Source organism: Paracoccus sp. (in: a-proteobacteria), assembly GCF_030538495.1.
Taxonomy (GTDB): domain Bacteria; phylum Pseudomonadota; class Alphaproteobacteria; order Rhodobacterales; family Rhodobacteraceae; genus Paracoccus.
The window spans coordinates 1-17,921 of the sequence record NZ_JAUNTW010000007.1 but is presented as its reverse complement, the minus strand read 5'-3'; the positions used below and the strand labels follow the sequence as shown (position 1 = coordinate 17,921).

General features: G+C 62.7%; 17 protein-coding genes. 9 read left to right on the top strand and 8 right to left on the bottom strand.

Annotated elements, in window-relative coordinates:
• Window positions 1-2: 2 nt before the first annotated feature.
• From Q4G20_RS08080 to Q4G20_RS08050, 7 genes are all read right to left on the bottom strand, one after another.
• Entirely contained in the window at window positions 3-503 is a 501-nt protein-coding gene (locus tag Q4G20_RS08080; protein ID WP_303342920.1) for an AsnC family transcriptional regulator, read from the bottom strand.
• Window positions 500-982, bottom strand: a complete 483-nt coding sequence (locus Q4G20_RS08075) for an Lrp/AsnC family transcriptional regulator (RefSeq protein WP_303342919.1) — start codon at window positions 980-982, stop codon at window positions 500-502. The genes Q4G20_RS08080 and Q4G20_RS08075 overlap by 4 nt, the downstream gene beginning before the upstream one ends.
• Window positions 979-1,974: an AsnC family transcriptional regulator gene (locus Q4G20_RS08070; RefSeq protein WP_303342918.1), complete on the bottom strand. Its 996-nt coding sequence runs from the start codon at window positions 1,972-1,974 to the stop codon at window positions 979-981. Before Q4G20_RS08070 ends, Q4G20_RS08075 begins: the two co-directional genes overlap by 4 nt.
• 1 nt (window position 1,975) lies before the next feature.
• A complete protein-coding gene (locus tag Q4G20_RS08065) occupies window positions 1,976-3,130 on the bottom strand; it encodes a cytochrome D1 domain-containing protein (RefSeq protein ID WP_303342917.1) in 1,155 nt (384 codons plus the stop codon).
• Complete coding sequence (locus Q4G20_RS08060; RefSeq protein WP_303342916.1) at window positions 3,127-3,441, bottom strand: cytochrome c; 315 nt, start codon at window positions 3,439-3,441, stop codon at window positions 3,127-3,129. Before Q4G20_RS08060 ends, Q4G20_RS08065 begins: the two co-directional genes overlap by 4 nt.
• Window positions 3,434-4,210 carry a uroporphyrinogen-III C-methyltransferase gene (cobA, locus tag Q4G20_RS08055; RefSeq protein WP_303342915.1) on the bottom strand — a complete coding sequence of 259 codons (777 nt, stop codon included), beginning with the start codon at window positions 4,208-4,210 and terminating at the stop codon, window positions 3,434-3,436. Before cobA ends, Q4G20_RS08060 begins: the two co-directional genes overlap by 8 nt.
• Before the next feature lie 72 nt (window positions 4,211-4,282).
• Window positions 4,283-6,052 (bottom strand): nitrite reductase, encoded by a 1,770-nt coding sequence (locus Q4G20_RS08050; RefSeq protein ID WP_303342914.1) that lies wholly within the window; start codon window positions 6,050-6,052, stop codon window positions 4,283-4,285.
• Between the two features lie 230 nt (window positions 6,053-6,282).
• Between Q4G20_RS08050 and Q4G20_RS08045 the strand changes: the two genes are divergently transcribed.
• Genes Q4G20_RS08045 through Q4G20_RS08020 form a run of 6 tightly spaced genes read left to right on the top strand, consistent with a single transcriptional unit; the run spans window position 6,283 to window position 11,676 of the window.
• The gene (locus tag Q4G20_RS08045; RefSeq protein ID WP_303342913.1) at window positions 6,283-6,735 is read left to right on the top strand and encodes a cytochrome c; all 453 of its coding nucleotides are present in this window, start codon (window positions 6,283-6,285) and stop codon (window positions 6,733-6,735) included.
• Between the two features lie 12 nt (window positions 6,736-6,747).
• Window positions 6,748-8,136 carry a cbb3-type cytochrome c oxidase subunit I gene (locus Q4G20_RS08040; protein WP_303342912.1) on the top strand — a complete coding sequence of 463 codons (1,389 nt, stop codon included), beginning with the start codon at window positions 6,748-6,750 and terminating at the stop codon, window positions 8,134-8,136.
• A gap of 3 nt (window positions 8,137-8,139) precedes the next feature.
• Complete coding sequence (locus Q4G20_RS08035; protein WP_303342911.1) at window positions 8,140-8,943, top strand: CbbQ/NirQ/NorQ/GpvN family protein; 804 nt, start codon at window positions 8,140-8,142, stop codon at window positions 8,941-8,943.
• Between the two features lie 5 nt (window positions 8,944-8,948).
• Window positions 8,949-10,904 (top strand): nitric oxide reductase activation protein NorD, encoded by a 1,956-nt coding sequence (locus Q4G20_RS08030; RefSeq protein WP_303342910.1) that lies wholly within the window; start codon window positions 8,949-8,951, stop codon window positions 10,902-10,904.
• Window positions 10,901-11,422, top strand: a complete 522-nt coding sequence (locus tag Q4G20_RS08025) for a cytochrome c oxidase subunit 3 (protein ID WP_303342909.1) — start codon at window positions 10,901-10,903, stop codon at window positions 11,420-11,422. The genes Q4G20_RS08030 and Q4G20_RS08025 overlap by 4 nt, the downstream gene beginning before the upstream one ends.
• Before the next feature lie 5 nt (window positions 11,423-11,427).
• Window positions 11,428-11,676, top strand: a complete 249-nt coding sequence (locus tag Q4G20_RS08020) for a cytochrome C oxidase subunit IV family protein (protein WP_303342908.1) — start codon at window positions 11,428-11,430, stop codon at window positions 11,674-11,676.
• Here the strand turns inward: Q4G20_RS08020 and Q4G20_RS08015 are convergent.
• A complete protein-coding gene (locus Q4G20_RS08015; protein ID WP_303342907.1) occupies window positions 11,665-12,840 on the bottom strand; it encodes an NnrS family protein in 1,176 nt (391 codons plus the stop codon). The two genes, Q4G20_RS08020 and Q4G20_RS08015, sit on opposite strands and share 12 nt — an antisense overlap.
• A 153-nt stretch (window positions 12,841-12,993) precedes the next feature.
• On the opposite strand from Q4G20_RS08015, the gene Q4G20_RS08010 reads away from it, so the two are divergent.
• The 3 genes from Q4G20_RS08010 to nosZ all read left to right on the top strand — a co-directional run.
• Window positions 12,994-13,692 carry a Crp/Fnr family transcriptional regulator gene (locus tag Q4G20_RS08010; RefSeq protein WP_303342906.1) on the top strand — a complete coding sequence of 233 codons (699 nt, stop codon included), beginning with the start codon at window positions 12,994-12,996 and terminating at the stop codon, window positions 13,690-13,692.
• A gap of 108 nt (window positions 13,693-13,800) precedes the next feature.
• Window positions 13,801-15,981: a NosR/NirI family protein gene (locus Q4G20_RS08005; RefSeq protein ID WP_303342905.1), complete on the top strand. Its 2,181-nt coding sequence runs from the start codon at window positions 13,801-13,803 to the stop codon at window positions 15,979-15,981.
• 1 nt (window position 15,982) lies between these two features.
• Window positions 15,983-17,921 (top strand): TAT-dependent nitrous-oxide reductase (nosZ, locus tag Q4G20_RS08000; RefSeq protein WP_303342904.1); only part of this gene is annotated, 1,939 nt, incomplete at its 3' end.

The window sequence follows — 17,921 nt, the reverse complement described above, 5'->3', positions numbered from 1 at the left end:
CCTTAGCTGTCGCGGGCCAGACGCAGGCCGGTCTTTTTCAGGATCCGCGTGGAATACAAAATATCCGACGCCCGGCAGGCATCGCCCAGAATCGCGGCGATGTCGCGGCGGTGCTGTTCTACGGTGTCGCGATCCGGTCCGTGGATCATCGCAAACAGGTTATAGGGCCAGACCGGCCGCGCGCGCGGGCGCAGATAACAATGCGTCACCGCAGGCAGCGCCCCGATCTGTTCGCCCAGTTCAACCGCGCGAGCATCGTCGATGTCCCACACGCTCATGCCGTTGGCGGTCATGCCAAGGGCGTAATGATTGGGCGCAATGGCGATGCGGCGGATGACGCCGCGGTCCTGCAATCCGCGGATACGGGCGATCACCTCGGATTCCGGCAGGTTCAGCCAACCCGCGATTTCACGATAAGGCTGCGGCACCAGCGGCAGCCCGCTTTGCGTGGCGGTGATGATGCGGCGGTCGGTGGGATCCAGAACAGAGGCGATGTGATTCATGCAGGCACCCGGAATCCAATGAAAAATTCGTGTTCTTTGGGGAACATCAGCACGCGCAGACCCGTTTCTTTTTCAATGCGGCGTGCGCAGCGGCGGATGCCGTCGGGCGTTTCCGTCGCCAGCACGAACCACATATTCAGTTGGTGGTTGCGTTCATAATTATGCGCCACCTCGGGATGGGCATTGACCAAAGTCACGACCTCATCAAAGCGATCTTGCGGCACCTCGATGGCGCACAGGCAGAACGCGCCCCCCATGGCGGCGGCGTCGAAAAACGGGCCGAACCGCGTAATCGCGCCCAGATCGCGCATCCGGCGCAAGCGGCCGATCAGGTCCGTTTCATCCACGCCCAGCGGCACGCCCGCATCGGCAAAGGGGTGTTCGGACACCGGAAAGCCGTCTTGCAGCGCGTTGAGAATCGCGCGGTCGGTCGCGTCCAGAGCGTCATCGGGCAAGGTATGGCGAAGCGGTCGGGTCATGGGGCAACACCTTTTGCGGGCGCGATCAGGGCGCCGGTTTGTTTGAAACAGCGGGTGGAAAACAGAACCTTATGCGCCGCGCCCGACAGTTCAGGATGCGCCCGCGCCGCGTCCAGAACGGTGCGCGCCTGTTCGCGGCTTTGGGCGTGGATCATGCAAAACAGCGGCCATTCCCAGACCCCCGGCACCACCCGGCGGCGATAGGACAGCGTCACCCCCGGCGTTGCAGCCAAGGCGCGGCCTGCGGCGTCGATGCGGTCGTCCGGCACCTGCCACACCACCATGGCATTGGCGCGGTATCCCAACCGCCGGTGCCGCACGATCACGCCCACACGGGTCAGCAACCGCGCCGCCGCGAGCTGGCCGATCCGGGCGATGATGTCGGATTCCGTGCGCTCCAGCCGTTCGGCCAAGGCGGCAAAGGGCTGCGCGACCAGATCCAGCCCCGCCGACAGCGATTGCATCAACGCCCGGTCGCAGGGGCGCAGCACCGACAGATCGGCGGGGCGATCCGCCTGCATCGCGCGCGCCGGTCCCGACAGCCGGAACCCCAGATCAATGTTATACGGCGTGACCAGCGGCAGCGACAAAACCCGCAGCCCGCTGGCCGCTTCGATCCGCGCCAGCGATGCCGCCAGCCCGTCCGCATCGGGTGCCGTGGCGACGAACCACAGGTTCCAGTCATCTTCGCGCAGATAGGAATGGTTGACGCCGGGTTCCGCGCCGACGATCGCGGCGATCGGCTCGATCCGGTCCGCTGGCACCGCCAGGGCCGCCAGCGTGGATGCCCCCGCGCTGTTGGGGCGGCAGGTCGCGCCCACGCGCGTGATATGGCCGCTGCTTTGCAAGGCGCGCAGGCGGGCGATGACATCCGTTTCGGCAATCCCTAACGCCCGGCCCATCACCGCAAAGGGGCGCGGCACCAGCGGGAAATCGCGCTGAAATTCATCCATCAGGCGCAGATCAATCGGGCAGGTCTGACCGTCCAGCATGTCACAACCCCAGACGATAGGCGCGGTCGGTAAAGAAAATGCCAGACGGAGCCTGTGCCGGAATGCTGTCGATCACCTGATAGCTGTGGGTGTCGCGAATCTCGATCCGGTTTTCGTCGCGCACCGACAACCACACCTCGCGCCCGCGGGGGGTGAACTCCATATGCAGGACACCGGGGCCGGGTGTCAGCGTCTGGATCACGTCATGCGTCATCGTGTCGATCACCTGCAAAGTGTCGTTGTGGGGCGGCGCGAAATTGACCCAGATTTCGCGTTCATCCGGGCGGGCCAAAGCAAAGATGGGTTGCCCGTGCAAATCCGTGCGCCCCGTTTCCCCCAGCGTCGCGGCATCGACCCACAGCAGTTGATGCAGCCCCACGGCGGGCAGCGCAAAGGTATCACCAGCCAGAGTCCAGCCCTGCAAATGCGGCATTTTATAGACGGGCAGATCGTCCTGATCCTTGCCATAATCGGGCAGGAACCGCACCGGCTGCGGATCGTCCGACCACAGATCAATCGCCGTCAGCCCCTTTTCGCCAAACAGCCCGATGATGTAGTTGCGCCCGTTCCCGGTCATCAGCGCGTCATAGGGGTTGGCCCCCACGCCATCAATCACCGCAACGACCGGGTTTTCGGGGTCGGTGGACGGGTCCAGCAGCCATGCCTGCCCGGTGTCCCAGGTCGCGACGATAAACCGCCCGCCCGGCACATCGGCCAGCCCCACGGTTTTGCTGTTCATCGCAATATCGGACACCAGTTCCAGCGTCTGCGCGTCAAAGACTTTGACCCCGCCGGGTTCGTAATTCGACACCGCGACCAGCCGCCCATCATCGGAAATCGCGCCCCCGATGGAATTGCCGCCCTGAATAATGCGGTTGGCAATCGTCTGGGTGGTCATGTCGATCTGCGTTAACCCTCCGTCGCGGCCAAAGACATAGGCGAATCGCTGATCGGGGGAAAAGGTCACGCTGGCATGGGACAAATCGCCCAAGCCATCGATCCGGGCAATCGTGGCGCGTTTGGTATGCGACACGATCAGCACCGACCCGGTGGCGCGTTCAATGACGACGCCCATTTCGCCGGTGGTGATGGTGTCGTCCGCCCATGCGGGCAGAGCCAGCAAAGCAGCAGCGATCACAGAAAACAGCGGTTTCATGGGCGTTCCTTTTGCAGATATTCGGCGATCCAATGGGCTTCGTGTTCGGCGATCAGCGGACGCCAGGGCGGCATGGCGGTGCCGGGGATGCCGTTCAGGATGATCTCGGCCAGACCTTCGGTATCGCGCCCGGCCAGATCGGCGGGGGTGATGGGCGTTCCCAATCCGCCGCGCATGGTCAGACCGTGGCAGGATCCGCAATCCTGAATGACCATATGTTCCAATGCGGCCTGACGTTCGGACGTGATCACAGGATCGGCCCACGCCGCCCCGCCCGTGATCACAAACGCAACCAGCCCCGCCCTAACCATGCGCAACCCGCAGCCATGGCCGGATCGGGACCGGCACAGGCTGCGCCGCATCGCACAGCGACACCACGCGCCCAATCACAAACAGCACCGGCGCGGGCATAGGGCGCGCGGCGATGTCGGCGGCGATCTGGTCCAGTTGCGACACCATGCGCATTTCGCGCGGCGTGGTCACATGCGACACCGCCAGAACCGGCGTGTCAGAGGGCAAACCGTGTTCCATCAGCCGCGTGGCGATTTCAGCCATATTCGCGGCCCCCATATAGACAACCAGCGTGCAATCCGGGTCGGCCAGCGACGCCCAATCCAGTTCCAGTTCCGCATCCCGCGCCCGATGTCCGGTGACATAACGCACCGCCGTGGCCAGCCCGCGATGCGTCAGCGGAACCCCCGTAGACGCGGCCATCCCCTGCGCCGCCGTAATGCCCGGCGTGTAATCGCAGGGGATACCGGCGGCGCGCAGAACCGCCGCCTCTTCGCTGCCACGGCCGAAAATCAGCGGATCGCCCCCTTTAAGCCGCGCGACCACCAGCCCCTGACGCGCCAGATCGACCAGAATCGCATTGATCTGATCCTGCGGGACCGGGTGAAACCCCGATGATTTGCCGACCGCCACCCGCCGCGTGCGGGATGGAATCAGCGCCATGATTTCGTCGGACACCAACCGATCAAAAACCACCACATCCGCCGATTGCATCAGGCGCAAGGCCCGCATCGTCAGCAATTCCGGGTCGCCCGGACCTGTGCCGATCAGATGAACCTGTCCTGTCATATCCGCTTCCTTTCAAAGGTGGCTTATGAGTGTCGGGGTTGGGGGGCGGCGCGGAACCGCCCCCCGAAAGGATCAGTAAATATCGCCCATCGTGTTGTGGACGTTGAATTTACCGGTCGGCGTGATCAGGCGTTCGTCTTTGATGACGTGCTTTGTTTCCAGCGTTTTGTCGTCGATGACGATAATCGCGGATTCCTGATCGGCGGCATTCCACAACGAGAACCAGATTTCCGTCCCCTCTTTGTTGAATTCGCCCTGAACCGCGCGGGCCTGACCGCCGGTGATGCCGGCCATTTCGACCAGATTCAGGGTGATGACCTCGGGGTCTTCGCCGGCTTTCATCTCGTCGATCTTGAACACCGCGACCGAGCCGGAAATCTCAGCATCCGGGTTCAGCGTCGCATCGGCATAGAGATGGTTGGAATTGGGGTGCGTTTTCACAAACAGCGACCCGCCGCCCAGTGCCGGGAAGCTTTCGACGATTTTCCATGCCTGATCGGGGTGGTTTTCGGGATCCGTGCCGATCAGCGCGACCGAATCATCCCCAAGATGCGACGTGGCCCAAACCGGCCCGTGATCGGGGTGGGTGATGTTGGCACCACGGCCCGGATGCGGGGTTTCGCCGCCGGTGTCGGTGATGGATTCCAGACGCCCTTCTTTGGTGTCAATCACGACCAGTTTGTTGCGCGCATTGGCTGCGGTGATGAAATACCGCCGCGTGCTGTCCAGACCGCCATCATGCAAGAACCGTTCCGTTTCGATTTCGGTGATCTTCAGGTTTTGCAGATCGGTGTAATCGACCAGTTGGATTTTGCCGGTTTCTTTGATGTTGACGATGAATTCCGGGCGGTAATGGCTGGCCAGAATGGCCGCCACGCGCGGTTCGGGGTGATATTCCTGTTCATCATAGGTCATGCCACGGGTGGACACGATTTTCAGCGGCTCCAGCGTGGCGCCGTCCATGATGACATATTGCGGCGGCCAGTAAGACCCGGCGATCGCGTATTTGTCTTCCCATCCTTCGAATTTGGATGTTTCGACGGAACGCGCCTCGGACCCCACTTTGATGGTGGCCACAACGTCGGGTTCCTCCATCCACAGGTCGATCATATCAACCTTGGCGTCGCGGCCAATGACCATCAGATAACGCCCCGAAGCCGACAGGCGGCTGATATGGACGGCATAGCCGGTATCAATCACGCGCCGGATTTCATAGGTGCCGCCGTCGATCAGGGCAATCTGCCCCGCATCGCGCAGCGTGACCGAAAAGATGTTGTCCAGATCCCAGTCGTTCATTTGTTCGGTGGGACGATCCTCGGGGGCGATTTTCACCTCCCAGGTGTCTTTCATATCGGCCAGACCGAATTCCGGCGGGCTGGCGGGATCCAGCAGCAGGTAATTCGACATCAGGCCGATTTGTTCGTCGGTCAGATCGCCGGACGTGCCCCAGTTGGGCATGCCCGCAGGCGACCCATAAGTGATAAAGCTGTGCAGATAATCATAGCCCAGTTCGCGCGTCAGATCCGGCGTCAGGGCCTTGCCCGTCGCGCCCTTGCGCAACACGCCGTGACAACCGGCGCAGCGTTCAAAGTAAATCTTGTTCGCCTCGTTATACTGGGCCTCGGACATCGCGGGGATGCCTTCGGGGGCGCCGGGGGCCGTGACCGTTTCCTGTGCCAGCGAATCAAGACCGGGCTGGTATTGATCCTGTGGCGCACTGGTGTGATCCTGCGGTGCCGTGGCGGTGTCCTGTGCCGCTGCGATGCCTGCGCTGAACACCAAGGTCAGCGCAGCCGTCGCCAGCAACATCCGTTTCGCCGGGTTTGCGTAGGTGAGAGCCATCGGAATTCTCCGTTTCTGATGTAGCTTTGCATAGCGTCATTGGGAATCGGTTCGGGTTCCTTGACTTTTTTCAAATGGCTGTGACCGCGGGCCTGCGACATTCTGGCACAACCCACAGGCCGCGCGCCCGTATCGCGTCATTCCCACGCAATTTTGACTTTCGTTAAGGCAAATGTGTTTGCGACCGAACAGGCTGGGTCTCAGTTGCAACCGCATGGAAAGGACTGCGCATGAGCGAAGTCATGACCAAAAGCATGGCCCGCAACGTCTTTTATGGCGGGTCGCTGTTCTTTATTCTGATCTTTGGCGGCCTGTCGGTCCACAGCCATTATTACGCCGTCAACGTATCCACCGACAAAGAGGGCCTGACCGAAAGCGTCGCCGCAGGCAAACATGTCTGGGAACGCAATGGCTGTATCAACTGTCATACGCTCTTGGGCGAAGGGGCGTATTACGCGCCCGAACTGGGCAATGTCATGAAACGCTGGGGCGTGCAGGACGACCCCGAGGCCGCATTGTCGATGCTGTCGGGATGGATGGACGCCATGCCGACGAACATTCCCGGCCGTCGCCAGATGCCGAATTTCGGCCTGTCCGAACAGGAATATCAGCAATTGACCGATTTCCTGCTGTGGACCGGGCGGATCAACACGCAAAACTGGCCCCCCAATGACGCCGGCTAAGGAGACCTGAACATGAGATACGCAACACAACGGATCGCCTATGCCTATTTTGCGGTCGCCATGGCCTTGTTTGCCGTGCAGGTCACAATGGGTCTGGTGATGGGTTACATCTATGTGAACCCGAATTTCCTGTCGGATCTGGTGCCGTTCCACGTCGTGCGGATGCTGCATTCCAATTCCTTGGTGGTGTGGCTGCTGCTGGGCTTTTTTGGCGCAACCTATTTCCTGCTGCCCGAAGAGGCCGAACGCGACATCCATTCCCCCACACTGGCCTATATCCAGTTGGCGATTATGGTGGTCGGCACGCTGGGCGCGGTTCTGACCTATGTGTTCGACCTGTTCCACGGCAACTGGCTGCTGGGGAAAGAGGGGCGCGAATTTCTAGAACAGCCCATCTGGGTGAAACTGGGCATCGTCGTGGCCGCCCTGATTTTCCTGTATAACTGCACGCTGACGCTGCTGAAGGGGCGCAAAACATCCGTGTCCACGATCCTGATGGTGGGCCTGTGGGGTCTGGCGCTGCTGTTCCTGTTTGCGTTTTACAACCCGTCGAATCTGGTGCTGGACAAACAATACTGGTGGTATGTGATCCATCTGTGGGTGGAAGGCGTCTGGGAACTGATCATGGCCGCGATTCTGGCCTTTCTGATGCTGAAACTGACCGGCGTTGACCGCGAAGTCGTGGAAAAATGGCTGTATGTCATCGTCGCCACGGCGCTGTTCTCGGGCATCCTTGGCACCGGCCACCACTACTATTGGATCGGTCTGCCTGCCTATTGGCAGTGGATCGGCTCGATCTTCTCGTCCTTCGAGGTGGTGCCGTTCTTTGCCATGATGGCCTTTGCCTTCATCATGGTGTGGAAGGGCCGCCGCGATCACCCGAACAAGGCCGCGATGCTGTGGAGCCTTGGCTGCGCGGTGCTGGCCTTTTTTGGCGCAGGCGTCTGGGGCTTCCTGCACACGCTGCACGGCGTCAACTATTACAGCCACGGCACGCAGATCACCGCCGCGCATGGCCACCTTGCCTTTTACGGTGCCTATGTCTGCCTTGTGCTGGCGATCATCAGCTATGCGATGCCGATCCTGAAGAACCGCGACCCCTATAATCAGGTCCTGAACATGGCCTCGTTCTGGATCATGTCCTCGGGGATGCTGTTCATGACCTTTACGCTGACCTTTGCAGGCACGGTGCAGACCCACCTGCAACGGGTGAACGGGATCTTCTTCATGGAGGTGCAGGATCAGCTTGTGCTGTTCTACTGGATGCGCCTTGGCTCGGGTGTGGCGGTCGTGCTTGGCGCGCTGTTGTTCATCTATGCGATCATGGTTCCGGGGCGCGAAGTGGTCGATCCCGGCCCGGTCCAGAAACAGCGTGACACGCATCTTGAACCGGCGGAGTAAGCCATGAACGCGCATATCGACACGGAGGGGGCGCAAGCCCCCTTCTACCTTCCGCAAGGCGACGAGATCGGGATCTTCGAATCCGCCGCCCGTCATGACCTGCCGGTCCTGCTGAAAGGGCCGACCGGCGTCGGCAAGACCCGCTTTGTTGCCCATATGGCCGCCCGTCTGGGGCGTAAGCTTTACACCGTGGCCTGCCATGACGACCTGTCGGCGGCGGATCTGATCGGGCGTTACCTGCTGAAAGGCGGCGAAACCGTCTGGGTCGATGGCCCGCTGACCCGCGCGGTCCGCGAAGGCGCGATCTGTTATCTGGACGAGGTGGTCGAGGCCCGGAAGGACGTCACCGTCGTGCTGCACCCGCTGACCGATGACCGCCGCATCCTGCCCATCGACCGCACCGGCGAAGAAATCGCCGCCGCGCCGGGCTTTATGTTGGTCGCATCCTATAACCCCGGTTATCAGAACATCCTGAAAACGCTGAAACCGTCTACCCGGCAACGCTTTCTGGCCATGGAGTTTGACTTTCCCGCGCCCGCTTTGGAAACCGATGTTGTGATGCAGGAAAGCGGGCTGGACCGCGACCGCGCCGCGCAACTGGTGCGGCTGGCCGGAAAACTGCGCGCCCTGCGCGGTCAAGACCTGGAAGAAGGCGTGTCCACCCGTCTGGTCGTCTATGCCGCGACGCTGATTGCGGGCGGCATGTCGCTGGACCGCGCCATTTCCGCCGCGATGATCGAACCGCTGACCGATGACGCCGATGTAAAACGCGGACTGTCGGATCTGGTCAGCGCGGTGTTTGGCTGACGCGCATGGGCTTTGAACCGTGGGAACCCGAAGAAACCATCGGCAAGCTGTGGCACAACATGGCCAGCCGATGGGACGCGCCGCCGGTCTTTCCTGATGCGGCGGTGACGCTGCCGCAGGTGATGGGGCGGCTGGGGGTGTTTTATCGCGGCTTGGGCGGCGATCACAGCGTGGATATGCGCGCGGCCCGCGATGTGGCCGCCCGTCACCGCCTGTCATTCCGCCGCCGCCTTGCGACCGAGGCCGAGGCCCTGCCCCGCGCCACCTTCGACGGCGAGGTTCTGCGCCTGCCCGAAACGCTGGCGCTGTTTCCCGACGCGGCGGCCAATGGCGCGGCCTATCTGTGGCTGACCGCCATGTCGGTGGCCGTGGGGCAGGACAGCCCGCCACAGGCGCCGGGCGATGATCCGTTATCGCGCGATCTGGCGCAGATTGCCGGGGCGCTGCGGGCGGTTGATCTGACGCTGGGACAGGCGCCGGGTCTGGCGCGGCTTTATGCCGAATTGTCGGCGCTGTCGCTGGCCCGTCGCCGCGCGCCGCGCCTGCCCGCCACCGAATCCGCCATCGAACAGGTCATCCGTCACCTGCTGGGCGATCCCGCCGATCTGACGCCGGACGCCGCGCAGGTTCTGGCCCGCATCAATGCCGCGCGGGCGGGGGACGCATCCGCATTGGACGCACGCGCGCCGCATGGATACCGACCGCTGCGCCCGGTGGAAATCTGGGTCATGCCCGACGCGGTGCAGATATCCGCCGCCGATCAGGTCGAAACCCGCGACACCGACGGCCCGCCCGAAGAAGGCCAGGACGGCAAAATGATGCGCGCGCGCCGTCGCCAGACCGATCAGGCCGAACGCCGCGACAGCCTGATCTTGCATAAATTCGAAGCGATCCTGTCATGGGCCGAATTTCTGAACCTCAACCGCCGCGTCGAAGATGACGATCTGGACGACGCGAAAAAGGCCGCCGACGATCAGGACGAACTGAATCTGGGCCAGTTGTCCAAGGCTCCGGCCACGCGGCTGAAACTGCATCTGGACCTGTCGCCCGAAGACGCCGACCGCGAACGCCTTGCCGGTGTGCATATCTATCCCGAATGGGACGCGCGGCGCGGGGTCTATCTGCCCGCCCATGTCCGCGTGTTGGAATCGCGCCCCGAACCCGCGCCCGAATCGGACCTGATCCGCGACCCCGCTGCGGCGCGCCGCATCCGCGCCGTCCGCCGCCAGTTCGAGGCCCTGCGCCCCGGCCGCATCACCACCACCGGCCACCGGGACGGCGAGGATCTGGACACCGAACTGGCCGTGCGCGCCGCCGGGGATTTGGCCGCCATGGGCGAAGATAACGACCGCATCTGGCGGCAATCGCGCCCGATGGCACGCGATCTGGCCGTGTCGATCCTGCTGGACGTGTCGCGTTCCACCGAAAGCGCGGTCACAGGCCGCGCCGTCATCGACATCGAACGCGAGGCGCTGACGGCGCTCTGTTGGGGGCTGCACGCCTGCGGGGATCGCTTTGCGCTGAACGCCTTTTCATCGCTGCGCCGCGAACGGGTCTATGTGTCGAATTGCAAAAACTTCGACGAACCCATGTCGCGCGTGGTGGAACAGCGCGTCGCCGCGCTGCGCCCGCAGTTTTACACTCGGTTGGGCGCGGGGCTGCGGCACGCATCCGCAGGCTTGGCCAGCCAAGGCAGTCACCGCCGGTTGCTGTTGGTCATCACCGACGGCAAACCCAATGATCTGGACCATTACGAAGGCCGCCACGGCATCGAGGACAGCGCCCGCGCCATCCGCGAAGCGCGCCGCGCCGGTCATTCCGTGTTCGGAATCACCGTGGACCGCGACGGCAAAAGCTGGTTCCCGCGCATCTTTGGTCAGGGGGGATTTGCGCTGTTTCCCGATCCGAACCAACTGACCACGGCGCTGCCGCACATCTATCGCCAGTTGGTCGGGCGATGACCACGCGCGCCCTGCCCGGCGATCTGATGATGTGGGTTCTGATCCTGTCGGAACTGGCGGTGTTTGCCGCCGGTCTGACGGCCTTTCTGGCGGTGCGGATCACCGACCCGCTGGGCTTCGCATTGGCGCAGGATCAGTTGCACCGCGCATCGGCGGGGGTGAATACGGTCGTGCTGGTTACATCGGGACTGCTGGCCGCGCTTGCGCTGCACGCGGCGCAGGCGGGCGCACGGCGGCGGTGCCGCGCGATGCTGGCGGGCGCGGCGCTGTTGGGCGTGGTGTTTTTGGTGCTCAAGGGCATGGAATACGCCGACACGCCATCCGGCGACAGCGCGTTTTTCATGTTCTATTACCTGCTGACCGGCTTTCACGCCGCGCATGTGATTGCCGGAGTGGTGATTCTGGGGCTGTGCGCCATCACCTGCCGTCCCGCACAGGTGCAGGCGGGCGCGCAGTTCTGGCATATGGTCGATCTGGTCTGGATCGTGCTGTTTCCCATCATTTACCTGCTGCGGTGATCGTGATGACCAACCCCTTGATCCGCGCATGGCTGATCCTGATTGGCGCATCGGGCGCGGCGACCGTGGCGGCGCTGTCGCCCCTGCCGCCGGGCGCGCAGATGGTGGTGATCCTGATCTGCGCGTGGATCAAGGCGCGGGTGGTGCTGGGCGCTTATCTGGAACTGGACCACGCGCCCGCGATGCGGCGTGGCTTTGACATCGGGCTGGCGCTGTTCCTGCTGCTGGCGGCGGCGCTGTGGTCAGCCGCGTGACGCAAGCCGGGGCCGGGTCAGCACCGGCCAGAACATCAGGGCAAAGCCCGCAAAGGCGATGATCCACGCCGTCCCCGCCGCGTGCAACAGCCCCACAGCCCCCGGCCAGATCGCCGCCGCGACCCGCAACAGCGCCGCGATGTTGATGGCGGCAAACACCCCCACCAGCCCCGGCCCCGCCGCCAGATCGCGCCCGGTATGGCCCAGACTGGCGCGCGCCATGACGGCCAAGGTCATCACTCCGACCGCGCCCGCCATCCAGCCATGCAGCGCGCCGGACGCGGCCATCAGCCCCGCCCCCGCCGCCGCAGCGGTGAAAAACCCAAGCGCCACCCACGCATAGCCCAGATGCAGCACCCACAGCAGCGGTTGCGACCGCGTGGCCCATCCGCGCCAGCGTGACAGCCGCGCCAGCAGCGCCGCCCCGGCCAAGGCCAGCGGCACGGCGGCCCCACCGGGCCACGCGACAAAGGCGATCAGCGCAACCGCTGTGACGATCAACGCGGCCTTATCCAGCCGGTCCATCGGCGCGGGCAGCGACGCACCCCCCTGTTTCACCAGCCAATTGCGGGTAAAGGACGGGATGATCCGCCCGCCGATCAGCGCCATCAGCATGACCAAAGCGGCCAGAGACAGCCTCAGCCCCGCGCCCTGCGCCGCACCCGGCCCGTGGATGTGAAACAGCGCCTGCCCGGCCGCAAACAGCCCGCAAATTCCCAGCACCGGCAGGTTGCGCCAGTTTTTCCCCGTGGCGATCTCGCGCGCCATCAGCGCCAGCAGCACCACCGGCATCGCCAGATCCAGCACCGCCACCACGACCGGCGCGGCCACAGCTGCGGTTGTCGCGATCCGCCCCGCCAGCCACAGCCCCGCCAACCCCGCCAGAGGTCCGCCCGCCACCGGCAACCGCCCCGTCCAGTTGGGAATAGCGGTCAGCAAAAACCCCGCCACAACCGCCCCGCCATAGCCAAAGATCATCGCATGGGCGTGCCAATCCGCGCCCATCAGCACCCCCGGCATCGGCGCACGCCCAGCCAGCATCAACAGCCACCAGATCATCGCGAATCCGGCCCAAACCGCGCCCATCAGGAAAAACGGCCGGAACCCGCCCGCCAGCAATGCAGGCCCGGACCAGCCCCGGATCAATTGTGCCGTTGTGGCCATGACGCCCTCAGTTCCATCCGCAGGTTGAAATTATTGCCCAAAACGCGTTTATGCCGCAGTCTGCGCGGTTTTTTTGTGCATGGCGTTGACTTTGGTCAGGTCCGCTCTGGTCATCAGCTGTTAGAACGCAGCCTTAAAATGAACGGACCCCTTATGACTGCGATCACTGATATTCTGCGCCACTCTGTCCTGTTTTCAAAACTGCCGGCAGGGTTGATTGACCGCATCGCCAGCTTTTGTTCGATCCGCGAGGTGTCCCAAGGCGAAACGATTTTTGTGCAGGGTGAACCGTCGGACAGCGTGTTTATGATCGCGCGGGGCTGGGTCAAACTGTATCGCCTGACCGCCAGCGGGGCCGAGGCGGTCGTGTCCGTCAAAACCCGCGGCGACAGCTTTGCCGAGGCCGCAGCCATTCGCGGCACCCCCTATCCCGTCTCGGCCGAGGCCGCGACCGCCGCCATCCTGATTCGTCTGGATGCCGGACGATTGCGCCATATGATCGACACCGAACCCCGCGTCACCCATGCGATGTTAAGCAACTGCTTTCTGAAATTGCAGGAATTCGTGGTCGATATCGAACAGCTTAAGGCGCGGTCGGGCGCGCAGCGTGTGGCGGAATTTCTGTTGGACCTGTCCAATGAACAGGACGATGCCGCCGCCATCGAACTGCCCTATAACAAAGTGCTGATCGCCGGGCGGCTGGGCATGAAACCCGAAAGCCTGTCGCGCGCCTTTCGCCGGTTGCGCGATCATGGCGTGCGGATCGACGGGGCCAATGCCTTTATCAGCGACCGCGCCGCGCTGATGGATTTCGTCGCCGAAGACCCCAGCCTGTCCTGGTCCAAAAATTAACAAAGATCAGAAATGCGCAGGGGCTTGAGTTTCGTCAAGGAAACCGTCCCCGCGCGGCATCAGGTTGTGTCCGTATCGCCAAATCCTTGGCCATATACGGGAATACGAATGATGGGCCGATCAGGCATAGGCGCGGTTTTGGTTCTGATGCTGGTCACGGTGCTGGCGGCGCTGCCTCTGCGCGCGCAAACGCCGGTGCTGCCGCAGTTTCTGACCGATGTTCCGGCGGCTGAACTGGTGGCGGGGGCCGACCGTTTCGGCCCGATGCGCGACGATCTGGCCGTCGCGCCCGTCATGCGCGGGGACGAAACGCTGGGCTGGGCGTTTATCACCAGCGATTTCGTCGGCACGACCGGATATTCGGGCAAACCCATTCACACCATGGTCGCGATTGACCGCGACGCGCGTGTGATCGGGCTGCGGCTGGTCAAACATTCCGAACCCATTGTTCTGATTGGGATTCCCGATTCGCGCATCAATGCCATGGTCGCGGACTATGTCGGTATGGATCTGGTCGCAGCGGCGGCGGCGCAGTCCACGCGCGATCTGAACATCATTTCCGGCGCGACGGTCACGGTGATGGTGATTGACGACAACATCATCCGCGCGGGGCTGCGTGTGGCGCGGGCCTTGGGTCTGGCCGGGCTGAGCGCGGAACAGGATGCCGCCCCCACGCAGCGCCTGCGCACCGCCGCCGAGCCGATCACCAGCTGGGACCAAGGCATCGGTGACGGCACCATCCGCCGCCTGACCCTGACCGTGGCCGAGGTGAACGAGGCCTTTGCCGCCCATACCGATCTGCGCGCGGGGCAACGCCCCCTGACCGCCGATGATGACGCGGTGTTCATCGACATGCAGGCGGCACTGGTCAGCATCCCCGACATCGGGCGTCCCATCCTTGGCCCCGCCGAATACGCCAATGTCGAAAGCTGGCTGGCGGATGGCGACCACGCAATCGCCATTGCCGGTCTGGGGATGTATTCGTTCAAAGGGTCGGGCTATGTCCGGGGCGGCATCTTTGACCGCATCCAGTTGATTCAGGACGATATTTCGGTGCGGTTCCGCGACCGCCAGCATCGCCGCACATCCGTTGCGCCGACCGACGCGCCGGCTTTTGCCGAAACCGACCTGTTCCGCATCCCCGCCGACAGCGGTTTTGACCCCACGCGCCCGTTCCGTATTCAATTGCTGGTGCATCGCGATGTGTCGGCACTGGAAAAGGCGTTTCTGACCTGGGATTTGGGCTATCAACTGGCGGATCGCTATCTGGAGCCGATCCCCGCCCCGCCCCCGGTGGTGACCGCGCCCGATCTGGACGAAACCGCCGCGCAAACCGCGCTGTGGCAACGGGTCTGGGACAGCAAACGCCCGCAAATCGCGGTGCTGGCGGTGATGCTGGGCGTGCTGACGGCGGCGTTTTTCTTTCAGGAATATCTGTCGCGGTCCGAACGCGCGGTGCGGATATTCCGGCTGTCGTTCCTGACCCTGACGCTGGTTGTGCTGGGCTGGATGTGGAACGCGCAACTGTCCGTGGTCAATATTCTGGCGCTGTTTGCGTCCCTGCGCGACGGGTTTTCATGGCAGGCGTTCATGCTGGACCCGCTGACCTTTATTCTGTGGTTCAGCGTGGCGGCGGCGCTGATTTTCTGGGGGCGCGGGGCCTATTGCGGGTGGCTGTGTCCGTTTGGCGCGTTGCAGGAACTGACCAACCAGATCGCGCGCAAACTGCGCGTGCCGCAGATCACCGTGCCGTGGTTTATCCATGAACGCGCCTGGGCTTTGAAATACATTATCTTTCTGGGCCTGTTCGGTGTGTCGCTGATGAGTCTGGACCGCGCCGAACATCTGGCCGAGGTTGAGCCGTTCAAAACCGCCATCATCCTGAACTTTGACCGTGCGTGGCCCTTTGTCCTCTATGTCGGGGTGCTGCTGCTGGCGGGGCTGTTCATCGAACGGTTTTATTGCCGGTATCTGTGTCCCTTGGGCGCGGCACTGGCGATCCCGGCGCGCATCCGCATGTTCGACTGGCTCAAACGATACAAAGAATGCGGCAATCCGTGCCAGACCTGCGGCAATGAATGTTTCGTTCAGGCCATCCATCCCGAAGGCCCGATCAACCCGAATGAATGTCTGAACTGTATGCATTGCCAGGTTCTGTATCATTCGAAAACCAAATGCCCGGTTGTCATCAAACAACTGAAACGGCGGGAAAAAATTGCCGCCTCGGCTATGCCCGATTTGCGGTCGGGACTGTCCAATCACCCTAACCTGAAAACGAAAGAGGCTTGAAATGTCGCATGATCTGAAATCAGGCATCAGCCGCCGTGGCCTGCTGGGCGCCACAGCAGGCGGGGCCGCATTGCTGGGCGGTGGGATCACCGCACGTCAGGCGTTCATCGCCGCCGCCACCGGAGGCGCGGCGACCGCCGCCGCCACGGCAGCCGGCGCGCAAACCGGCGCGATCAGCGCCCCCCATATCGGGCCGGGCGATCTGGACACCTATTACGGGTTCTGGTCATCGGGCCAAACCGGCGAGATGCGCATCCTGGGCATCCCGTCCATGCGCGAACTGATGCGGGTTCCGGTCTTTAACCGCTGTTCGGCAACGGGCTGGGGCCAGACGAATGAATCGCTGCGCATCCATGAACGCACGATGACCGAAAAGACCAAGAACTTTTTGGCAGCGAATGGCAAACGCATCCACGACAATGGCGATTTGCACCACGTCCATATGTCCTATACCGACGGGCGCTATGACGGCCAGTATCTGTTCATGCAGGACAAAGCCAACAGCCGCGTCGCCCGCGTGCGCTGTGACGTGATGAAATGCGACAAGATTCTGGAAATCCCGAACGCCAAGGCCATGCACGGGATGCGCCCGCGCAAAGTGCCGTCGTCGAATTACATTTTCTGCAATGGCGAGGACGAAGCACCGCTGGTCAATGACGGCACCACGATGCACGATGTCAGCACCTATGTGAACCTGATGACGGCGGTTGATACCGACCAGATGACCGTCGCATGGCAGATCAAGGTGTCGGGCAATCTGGACAATGTGGACGCCGATTACGAAGGCAAATATGCCTTTGCCACCAGCTATAATTCCGAAATGGGGATGACGCAGCCGGAAATGACGGCCGCTGAAATGGACCACGTCGTCGTCTTTAATATCGAGGCGATCGAAGCCGCCATTGCCGCCGGGGATTACACCGAACTGAACGGCTGCAAAATTCTGGACGGGCGCAAAGAAAACCACGCCGCCGGGCTGACACGTTACATCCCGATCCCGAATAACCCGCATGGCTGCAACATGGCGCCGGATAAAATCCACCTGTGCATCGCCGGGAAATTGTCGCCCACCGTGTCGGTGATTGACGTGCGCAAACTGGCCGCCGTGTTCGCGGATGAGGCCGAACCGGAATCGGTGATTGTCGCGCAACCCGAATTGGGTCTGGGGCCGCTTCATACCGCCTTTGACGGCGACGGGAACGCCTATACCTCGCTGTTTTTGGACAGTCAGGTGGTGAAATGGAATATCGACCGCGCCGTTCGCGCCTATGCGGGCGAAAATGTCGATCCGATTATATCCAAGGTTGACGTGCATTATCAGCCCGGCCACCTGAAAACCACGCTGGGCGAAACGCTGGATGCGGATGGCAAATGGCTGGTCTGTCTGTCGAAATTCAGCAAAGACCGGTTCCTGAATGTCGGCCCGCTGAAACCGGAAAACGACCAGTTGATCGACATTTCCACCGATCAGATGGTGGTGGTGCATGACGGCCCGAACTTTGCCGAACCCCATGACGCCATTGCCGTTCCCGCATCGCTGATGACCCCGATCATCAAGTCGATCTGGGACCGCAACGATCCGATGTGGGCCGAAACCCGCGCGCAGGCCGAAGCGGATGGCATTGATCTGGACGGCTGGCAGGACAGCGTGATCCGGGACGAGGCCGACCCGACCAAAGTGCGCGTCTATATGACCTCTCAGGCGCCGAACTTTGCGCTGGAAAGCTTTGAGGTGAACGAAGGCGATGAAGTCACCGTCATCATCACCAACCTGGATGACATCGACGATCTGACCCATGGCTGGACGCTGGGCGAACATGGCGTTGCCATGGAAATCGGGCCGATGGCCACGGCGTCGGTCACCTTTGTTGCCGCGAAACCGGGGGTTTACTGGTATTATTGCCAGTGGTTCTGCCACGCGCTGCATATGGAAATGCGCG

What these genes read in the sequence shown, in the direction of transcription:
- Q4G20_RS08080 (WP_303342920.1), bottom strand. Translation starts at nt 503, where the DNA reads ATGAATCACATCGCCTCTGTTCTGGATCCCACCGACCGCCGCATCATC.
- Q4G20_RS08050 (WP_303342914.1), bottom strand. Translation starts at nt 6,052, where the DNA reads ATGGCTCTCACCTACGCAAACCCGGCGAAACGGATGTTGCTGGCGACG.
- Q4G20_RS08075 (WP_303342919.1), bottom strand. Translation starts at nt 982, where the DNA reads ATGACCCGACCGCTTCGCCATACCTTGCCCGATGACGCTCTGGACGCG.
- Q4G20_RS08015 (WP_303342907.1), bottom strand. Translation starts at nt 12,840, where the DNA reads ATGGCCACAACGGCACAATTGATCCGGGGCTGGTCCGGGCCTGCATTG.
- Q4G20_RS08030 (WP_303342910.1), top strand. Translation starts at nt 8,949, where the DNA reads ATGGGCTTTGAACCGTGGGAACCCGAAGAAACCATCGGCAAGCTGTGG.
- Q4G20_RS08025 (WP_303342909.1), top strand. Translation starts at nt 10,901, where the DNA reads ATGACCACGCGCGCCCTGCCCGGCGATCTGATGATGTGGGTTCTGATC.
- Q4G20_RS08010 (WP_303342906.1), top strand. Translation starts at nt 12,994, where the DNA reads ATGACTGCGATCACTGATATTCTGCGCCACTCTGTCCTGTTTTCAAAA.
- Q4G20_RS08065 (WP_303342917.1), bottom strand. Translation starts at nt 3,130, where the DNA reads ATGAAACCGCTGTTTTCTGTGATCGCTGCTGCTTTGCTGGCTCTGCCC.
- Q4G20_RS08005 (WP_303342905.1), top strand. Translation starts at nt 13,801, where the DNA reads ATGATGGGCCGATCAGGCATAGGCGCGGTTTTGGTTCTGATGCTGGTC.
- Q4G20_RS08045 (WP_303342913.1), top strand. Translation starts at nt 6,283, where the DNA reads ATGAGCGAAGTCATGACCAAAAGCATGGCCCGCAACGTCTTTTATGGC.
- Q4G20_RS08040 (WP_303342912.1), top strand. Translation starts at nt 6,748, where the DNA reads ATGAGATACGCAACACAACGGATCGCCTATGCCTATTTTGCGGTCGCC.
- Q4G20_RS08070 (WP_303342918.1), bottom strand. Translation starts at nt 1,974, where the DNA reads ATGCTGGACGGTCAGACCTGCCCGATTGATCTGCGCCTGATGGATGAA.
- cobA (WP_303342915.1), bottom strand. Translation starts at nt 4,210, where the DNA reads ATGACAGGACAGGTTCATCTGATCGGCACAGGTCCGGGCGACCCGGAA.
- Q4G20_RS08035 (WP_303342911.1), top strand. Translation starts at nt 8,140, where the DNA reads ATGAACGCGCATATCGACACGGAGGGGGCGCAAGCCCCCTTCTACCTT.
- Q4G20_RS08060 (WP_303342916.1), bottom strand. Translation starts at nt 3,441, where the DNA reads ATGGTTAGGGCGGGGCTGGTTGCGTTTGTGATCACGGGCGGGGCGGCG.
- Q4G20_RS08020 (WP_303342908.1), top strand. Translation starts at nt 11,428, where the DNA reads ATGACCAACCCCTTGATCCGCGCATGGCTGATCCTGATTGGCGCATCG.